Annotated in this window: 5 protein-coding genes; 4 read left to right on the forward strand and 1 reads right to left on the reverse strand. The window is 72.4% G+C overall.

What is annotated here, in order from left to right; all coding sequences use genetic code 11:
- Window positions 1–18: 18 nt before the first annotated feature.
- Window positions 19–1,425 carry an HtaA domain-containing protein gene (locus ACWEBX_RS27215; protein ID WP_451887436.1) on the reverse strand — a complete coding sequence of 469 codons (1,407 nt, stop codon included), beginning with the start codon at window positions 1,423–1,425 and terminating at the stop codon, window positions 19–21.
- 118 nt (window positions 1,426–1,543) lie between these two features.
- Here ACWEBX_RS27215 and ACWEBX_RS27220 point away from each other — a divergent pair, with 118 nt between their 5' ends.
- From ACWEBX_RS27220 to efeO, 4 genes are all read left to right on the forward strand, one after another.
- Window positions 1,544–2,557 (forward strand): heme/hemin ABC transporter substrate-binding protein, encoded by a 1,014-nt coding sequence (locus ACWEBX_RS27220; protein ID WP_451887437.1) that lies wholly within the window; start codon window positions 1,544–1,546, stop codon window positions 2,555–2,557.
- Entirely contained in the window at window positions 2,554–3,726 is a 1,173-nt protein-coding gene (locus ACWEBX_RS27225) for a FecCD family ABC transporter permease (RefSeq protein WP_451887438.1), read from the forward strand. Before ACWEBX_RS27220 ends, ACWEBX_RS27225 begins: the two co-directional genes overlap by 4 nt.
- Window positions 3,723–4,598, forward strand: coding sequence for a heme ABC transporter ATP-binding protein (locus ACWEBX_RS27230; protein WP_451887439.1), 876 nt, complete (start codon window positions 3,723–3,725; stop codon window positions 4,596–4,598). The genes ACWEBX_RS27225 and ACWEBX_RS27230 overlap by 4 nt, the downstream gene beginning before the upstream one ends.
- Window positions 4,599–4,776: 178 nt before the next feature.
- A complete protein-coding gene (gene efeO, locus ACWEBX_RS27235) occupies window positions 4,777–5,913 on the forward strand; it encodes an iron uptake system protein EfeO (protein ID WP_451887440.1) in 1,137 nt (378 codons plus the stop codon).
- Window positions 5,914–6,047 lie beyond the last annotated feature (134 nt).

Consider the following 6,047-nt stretch of genomic DNA (forward strand, 5'->3'; position numbering starts at 1 on the left):
GGGTTGAGGGCCGTCGGGTCAGCCGGTGCGGGTACGGCGCCTGCGGACGAACCCGAAGGCGGCCGCGGCCGCGAGCAGCGCCCCGACGGCGAGGCCGACCGGCAGGAGGGACCCGCCGACGGGGCCGCCGCTCGCGGTGTTCTCGGTGCGGGGCGCGGCGGCGTCCTTCGCACCGGGTGCGGGCGACGCGCTCGGCGCGGGCGAGGGGGACACGGGCTCGCCGAGGTCGGGCAGGGCCGGGAGCCGGGCGTCGTCCGTCAGGGCGATGGAGAGGGTCACGGGGTCCATCCGCGTGCCGGCTCGATACATCCCGCCGAACGCCTTGGCACCGCGCGCGGTCAATTCACTCGGAACTTCCGCGAGTTGGAGCAGTCCGTCCTTGGGCGTCAGACTCTTGGCCGCGAAGGTGACGAGCGGGACCTTCTTCCCGGTGAGGTCCGCGCTCGTCACGTCGGCGTAGAGCGTTCCCCTGCCGTCGGCGACGGTGACCCGCAGTCCGCCGAGCCGGAGGTCGAGCCCATGGCGGCCGGTGAAGCGCAGGGTTCCGTCGAAGCCGGCCTTCAGGACGTGCTTCTTCCTGTCGTACGTGCCCTCGCCCGCGGGGAAGCGGAACAGCGCGCCGCCGTCCCGGGCTCCGGAGGCCGGCGTCCACCTGCCGTCGGCGACGGGCCCGGTGACGTACTCGCGGAAGGTGCGGCGCACACCCCAGTCGACGGCTCCGTCCTCGATCGCGCCCGCCGCCTTCCCGGTCTTCTTCGCCGGGGACGTGGAGGGCGCGGCGGTGGGTGTGGCCGACGGCCGGGCCGGGGCCGGCACGTCCGCCTCCAGGCTCACCGGGTCGAGCGCCGTGCCCGCCGTGTAGTAGCCGGCGAAGGACCGGGCGCCCTGTGAAGTGAGCGTGGCAGGAAGGTTGTTGAGCTGTACCGCCGTGCCGCCGCCCTTCATGTCGATACCGCCGAGGGAGAGGGTGGCGAAGGGCACCGCTGTGGACGTCGTGACCGTCCCGGTGCCCTTCGCCTTGCTGGTGATGTCGACGTAGAGGGTGCCGCCCCCGCCGGCGATGCGGACGGTGGGGCGGCTGATCGTGAGGTCGAGTTCGTAGCCGCCGCTCTTGCGGTGTCCGACGAAGCGGACTCCGCCGGAGTAGGCGGCGGTGAAGGCGCCCGTGCCGCCGTCGTAGGAGCCGGTGGCGGAGTGGAAGCGGAACCGGCTCGCACCGACCGTGGCCGCTCCCCCGGTGAGGGAGTAACTCCCCTTCGCGATGGGCCCGGTGACATAGCTCTGGAAGGACGACTTGATGCCCCAGTCGAGCCGTCCGCCCCGCACCGTGCGGCTCGTCGCGTGTGCGGCCGTGGCGGTGAGCAGGGCTACCAGCACGGCCACGCAGACCACGGCGGCCCCCAGGGCCCTCGAACGCGCGGTCATGGGTGTCCTCCGGATTCCGGGGTCCGGTGAACCCCTGGCGACTTAGGTAAGGCTAACCTAAACTATCGACCGGACGTGCTGGAAGAGGACCGAGAGGAACAACGGGACAGTGCAACGCTTGCGCACACGACTGGCGGGGGCGCTGCTGTCGGCGCTCGCCCTCACCCTCGCCCTGACCGGATGCGGGGGCTCCGACAGCTCCGCTCCGGCGGCGGCGACCGGAGCGGCCGGGACGAACGGACCGGACGGCGCCGACCGCGTCGAACCCCTGGCGTCCCCCGGAACGCCCCGACTCCCCGTCACGGTCCGGTCGTTCGGCGGAAAGAGGACCACCGTCGAGAAGGCCGACCGGATCGTTCCGCTGTCCGGCAGCCTCAGCGAGATCGTCTTCACGCTCGGGCTCGGCGACCGGGTCGTGGCCCGCGACATCACGGCGACCTTCGAACAGGCGAGGAAACTGCCCGTCGTCACCCGCAACCACGACGTCTCCGCCGAGAGCGTGCTCTCCCTCCACCCCGACCTCGTCCTCGCCGAGTCGACGACCGGGCCGGACGAGGCCATGCAACAGCTCCGCGACGCGGGCGTCCCCGTCCTCGTCGTCGCCCCGGCGCGCGGCCTCGCCGACGTGGGCACGCGCATCAGGGCGGTGGCCGGCTCCCTCGGCGTACCGGCGGCGGGACAACGGCTGGCCGAGCGGTCGCAGGACCGGATCGCCGCCGTGCACAAGGCGGTTCCGGCCCACGCGGACCACCCGCGCGTCGCCTTCCTCTACCTCCGCGGCTCCGCCTCCGTCTATCTCATCGGCGGCCGCGGCTCGGGCGCGGCCTCTCTCTTGGAGGCGGCGGGGGCGGTCGACGCCGGTGCCGAGTCGGGTCTGGACAAGGACTTCACCGCCATCACCACCGAGGCGCTCGTCCGGGCCGCGCCCGACGCGATCCTCGTGATGTCCAAGGGACTCGCGTCCGTCGGCGGAACCGACGGGCTCGTCAGGATCCCCGGGGTGGCGCAGACTCCGGCCGGCGCGAACCGCCGGGTGGTGTCCATCGAGGACGGGGTGCTCCTCAACTACGGGCCGCGCACGGACCAGGTACTGAAGTCGCTGGTACGGCAGTTGTACGGGGAGGCCCGATGACCGCCCTCGACCACCCGGCACCCGGGGCGCCCGCCGAACCGGACACCGAACCGGTCGCGGGACCCGGCACCGAACCCGTCACCGAACCTGTCACCGAACCTGTCACCGACGGGTCGCCCGCCGCTCCCGTACGCGGCCGGGTACGCGGCGCCCCCTGGTTCCTGACCGCCGGACTGCTCGCCGCCCTGCTCGTCCTGGTCCCCGTGGCCGCCGGGCTCGGCGCGTACCCGATCCCGACCGGGGACGTGCTCGCCTCCGTCGCGCACCGCGCCGGTCTCGGGGGCACCGCGCTGGACCGGGTCCCGGAGTCGGTCCTGTGGGACGTGCGCTTCCCGCGGATCGTGCTCGCGCTGCTCATCGGTGGCTCGCTGGGCTGCGCGGGCGCCCTCATGCAGGGCGTGTTCGGCAATCCGCTGGCCGAACCCGGGGTCATCGGCGTCTCGTCGGGCGCGGCGGTCGGCGCGGTCGCCGCCATCGCGCTCGGCCTCGACTTCCTCGGCACCTTCACCGTCCCGGCCGTCGCGTTCGTCACGGGCCTGGCCGCCGTCCTGCTCGTCTATGCGATGTCCCGCTCCGGCGGACGCACCGAGGTCGTCACGCTGATCCTCACCGGGATCGCACTGAACGCCTTCACCGGCGCCCTGATCGGACTGTTCCTGTTCTTCGCGGACTCCGCCGCCATCAGCCAGATCACCTTCTGGCAGCTCGGATCGCTGGCCCAGGCGACCTGGCCGAAGGTCCTCGCGGTGCTGCCCTGCGCCGCGATCGGCCTGACGCTGGCACCGCTGTACGCCCGCCGGCTCGATCTGCTGTCCCTCGGCGAACGGCCGGCCCGGCACCTGGGCGTCGACGTCGAACGGCTGCGGCTCGTCCTCGTACTGGTCATCGCGCTGCTCACCGCGGCGGCCGTCAGCGTGTCCGGGATCATCGGGTTCGTCGGTCTCGTCGTACCGCATCTGCTGCGCATGGCGGCCGGGCCCGGACACCGCTTCCTGATCCCGGGCAGCGCCCTCGGCGGCGCCGCCGTCCTGCTCGCGGCCGACCTCGCTGCCCGGACCGTCGCGCAGCCGGCCGAACTCCCCCTGGGCGTCCTCACCGCGCTGCTGGGCAGCCCGTTCTTCCTCTGGCTGCTGCGCAGGACCCGCCGTAAGCAAGGAGGCTGGGCATGAGACCCACCCATGGCAACGACACCAGGCGCCTGCGGCTCCCGCGCGCGGTGCGGCCCCTGCCGCCGTCCGCGCCCGCCCCCGGCGACGTCCTCGCCGAGACCGAGGGCCTGCGGGTCCGGCTCGGCGGCCGGGAGGTGCTGCGCGGTGTCGACGTCACCGCCCGCGCGGGCGAGGTGCTCGCGCTGGTCGGGCCCAACGGGGCCGGAAAGTCGACCCTTCTGGCCGCGCTGGCGGCCGATCTGCCCGCGGCGGAAGGGGTCGTACGAGTCCACGGGCGACCCGTACGGGACTGGTCCCCCGCCGAACTCGCCCTGCGGCGGGCGGTACTTCCCCAGTCGGCGACGCTCTCCTTCCCGTTCACCGTGGAGGAGGTCGTCCGGATGGGCCGGGCACCCTGGGCCCACACCGGGCGGGACGACGACACGGCGGTCGGCGCGGCCATGGCGGCCACCGAGGTCACCGCCTTCGCGGCACGCCCGTTCGGCGCGCTCAGCGGCGGGGAGCGTGCACGGGTGGCGCTCGCCCGCGTGCTCGCGCAGCGCGCGCCGCTGCTGCTGCTCGACGAGCCGACCGCCGCACTCGACCTGCGGCACCAGGAGTTGGTGCTGCGGGTGTGCCGGGAGAGGGCGCGCGCCGGTGACGCGGTGGTCGTGGTGCTGCACGATCTGGGGCTGGCGGCGGCCTACGCGCACCGGGTCGCGATTCTGTGCGCCGGTCGTGTCGCGGCCCATGGCCGGCCGGTGGAGGTCTTCACCGACGGGCTGTTGACGGATGTCTACCGTCAGCCGGTCGAGGTGTTCCCGCACCCCAGGACCGGCGCCGCGCTCATCACCCCGAAACGCGACGAACCACTCCGCTTGACCTTTCCTTGACGTTCCCATGGGGTCCGTTTTGAGTCACCGTGATCAAGCCGTTCCTGTACGGCTTCCGTGAGAGGTGAATCACCGCACGGGTGGGTATCACTCAGGCAAGCCTCAGATAAGTTAGGCCAGCCTCACCATGCCGAACGGGCCCCGCCGTGCGGCTTGTCCGACTTCTCTTGGAGCCTGCATGCGAGCCGTTCGACTGTCCGTTGTCACCGCTGCCGCCACCGCGGCCGCTCTGGCCGCCGTCACGGGTTGCACCCAGAAGAGCGACGCGAAGAACGGCGACGCGATCCAGGTGACGGCCGCGGACTCGAAGTGCGAGACCTCCAGCAAGACCGTGCCGGCCGGCCGGGTCACCCTGAAGATCGAGAACAAGGGGTCCCAGGCCACCGAGGTCGAGATCGTCTTCCCCGACGACCGGATCGTCTCGGAGAAGGAGAACATCGGCCCGGGCACCAAGTACACGCTCACCGCCGAGGTGAAGGCCGGCTCGTACGAGATCGCCTGCCGCCCGGGGATGAAGGGCCACGGCGTCCGCCAGAAGCTCACCGTGACCGGCGGCAAGGTCGCCAAGCGCGACCCGCGCCTGGACAAGGCGGTCGCCTCCTACCGCGAGTGGGCCCAGTCGGAGGCCGACACCACGATCCCGAAGGTGAAGACGTTCGCCGACGCGATCAAGGCCGGCGACCTCGAGGCCGCCAAGAAGGCCTACGCCCCCTCGCGCGTCGGCTGGGAGAGCACCGAGCCGATCGCCGAGTCCTTCGGCGACATCGACCCCAAGACCGACACCCGCGCCGACGGCCTGGAGAAGGGCCAGAAGTGGACCGGCTGGCACGCGCTGGAGAAGGCCCTGTGGGAGGACAAGAAGATCGGTGACGAGCAGAAGGCCCTCGCCGACCAGCTCGTCACGGACCTGACCGACTGGCAGAAGCGCGTCGGCAAGGCCGAGATCACCCCGACCTCCATGGCCAACGGCGCCAAGGAGCTGCTCGACGAGGTCGCCACCGGCAAGGTCACCGGCGAGGAGGACCGCTACTCGCACACCGACCTCAGCGACTTCAAGGGCAACGTCGACGGCGCGCAGAAGGCGTACGAGCTGCTCAAGCCGGTCGCCTCGGAGAACGACGCGGCGCTGACCGCGGAGCTCGACAAGCAGTTCGCCGCGCTGAACAAGCTGCTCGACACGTTCCGGACGGACAAGACCTCGGACGGCTTCGTCTCGTACGACACCGTCGGCAAGGCCGACCGCAAGCAGCTCTCGGACGCGGTCAACGCGCTCGCCGAGCCCCTGTCCAAGCTCGCCGCCGCCGTCGTGAAGTAGGAGAACAACGCCATGACGGACACCCCGGACAGCACGAGCAGCACCGACGTCGCCGAGCCCGCCGGCTCCGCGCCGACCCGGCGTTCCCTGATCGGCTGGGGCGGTGCCGAGCGCGAGGCCGGCACCGCCCCAGC

This window comes from Streptomyces sp. NPDC005070 (assembly GCF_053600395.1).

What these genes read in the sequence shown, in the direction of transcription:
- efeO (WP_451887440.1), top strand. Translation starts at nt 4,777, where the DNA reads ATGCGAGCCGTTCGACTGTCCGTTGTCACCGCTGCCGCCACCGCGGCC.
- ACWEBX_RS27215 (WP_451887436.1), bottom strand. Translation starts at nt 1,425, where the DNA reads ATGACCGCGCGTTCGAGGGCCCTGGGGGCCGCCGTGGTCTGCGTGGCC.
- ACWEBX_RS27230 (WP_451887439.1), top strand. Translation starts at nt 3,723, where the DNA reads ATGAGACCCACCCATGGCAACGACACCAGGCGCCTGCGGCTCCCGCGC.
- ACWEBX_RS27225 (WP_451887438.1), top strand. Translation starts at nt 2,554, where the DNA reads ATGACCGCCCTCGACCACCCGGCACCCGGGGCGCCCGCCGAACCGGAC.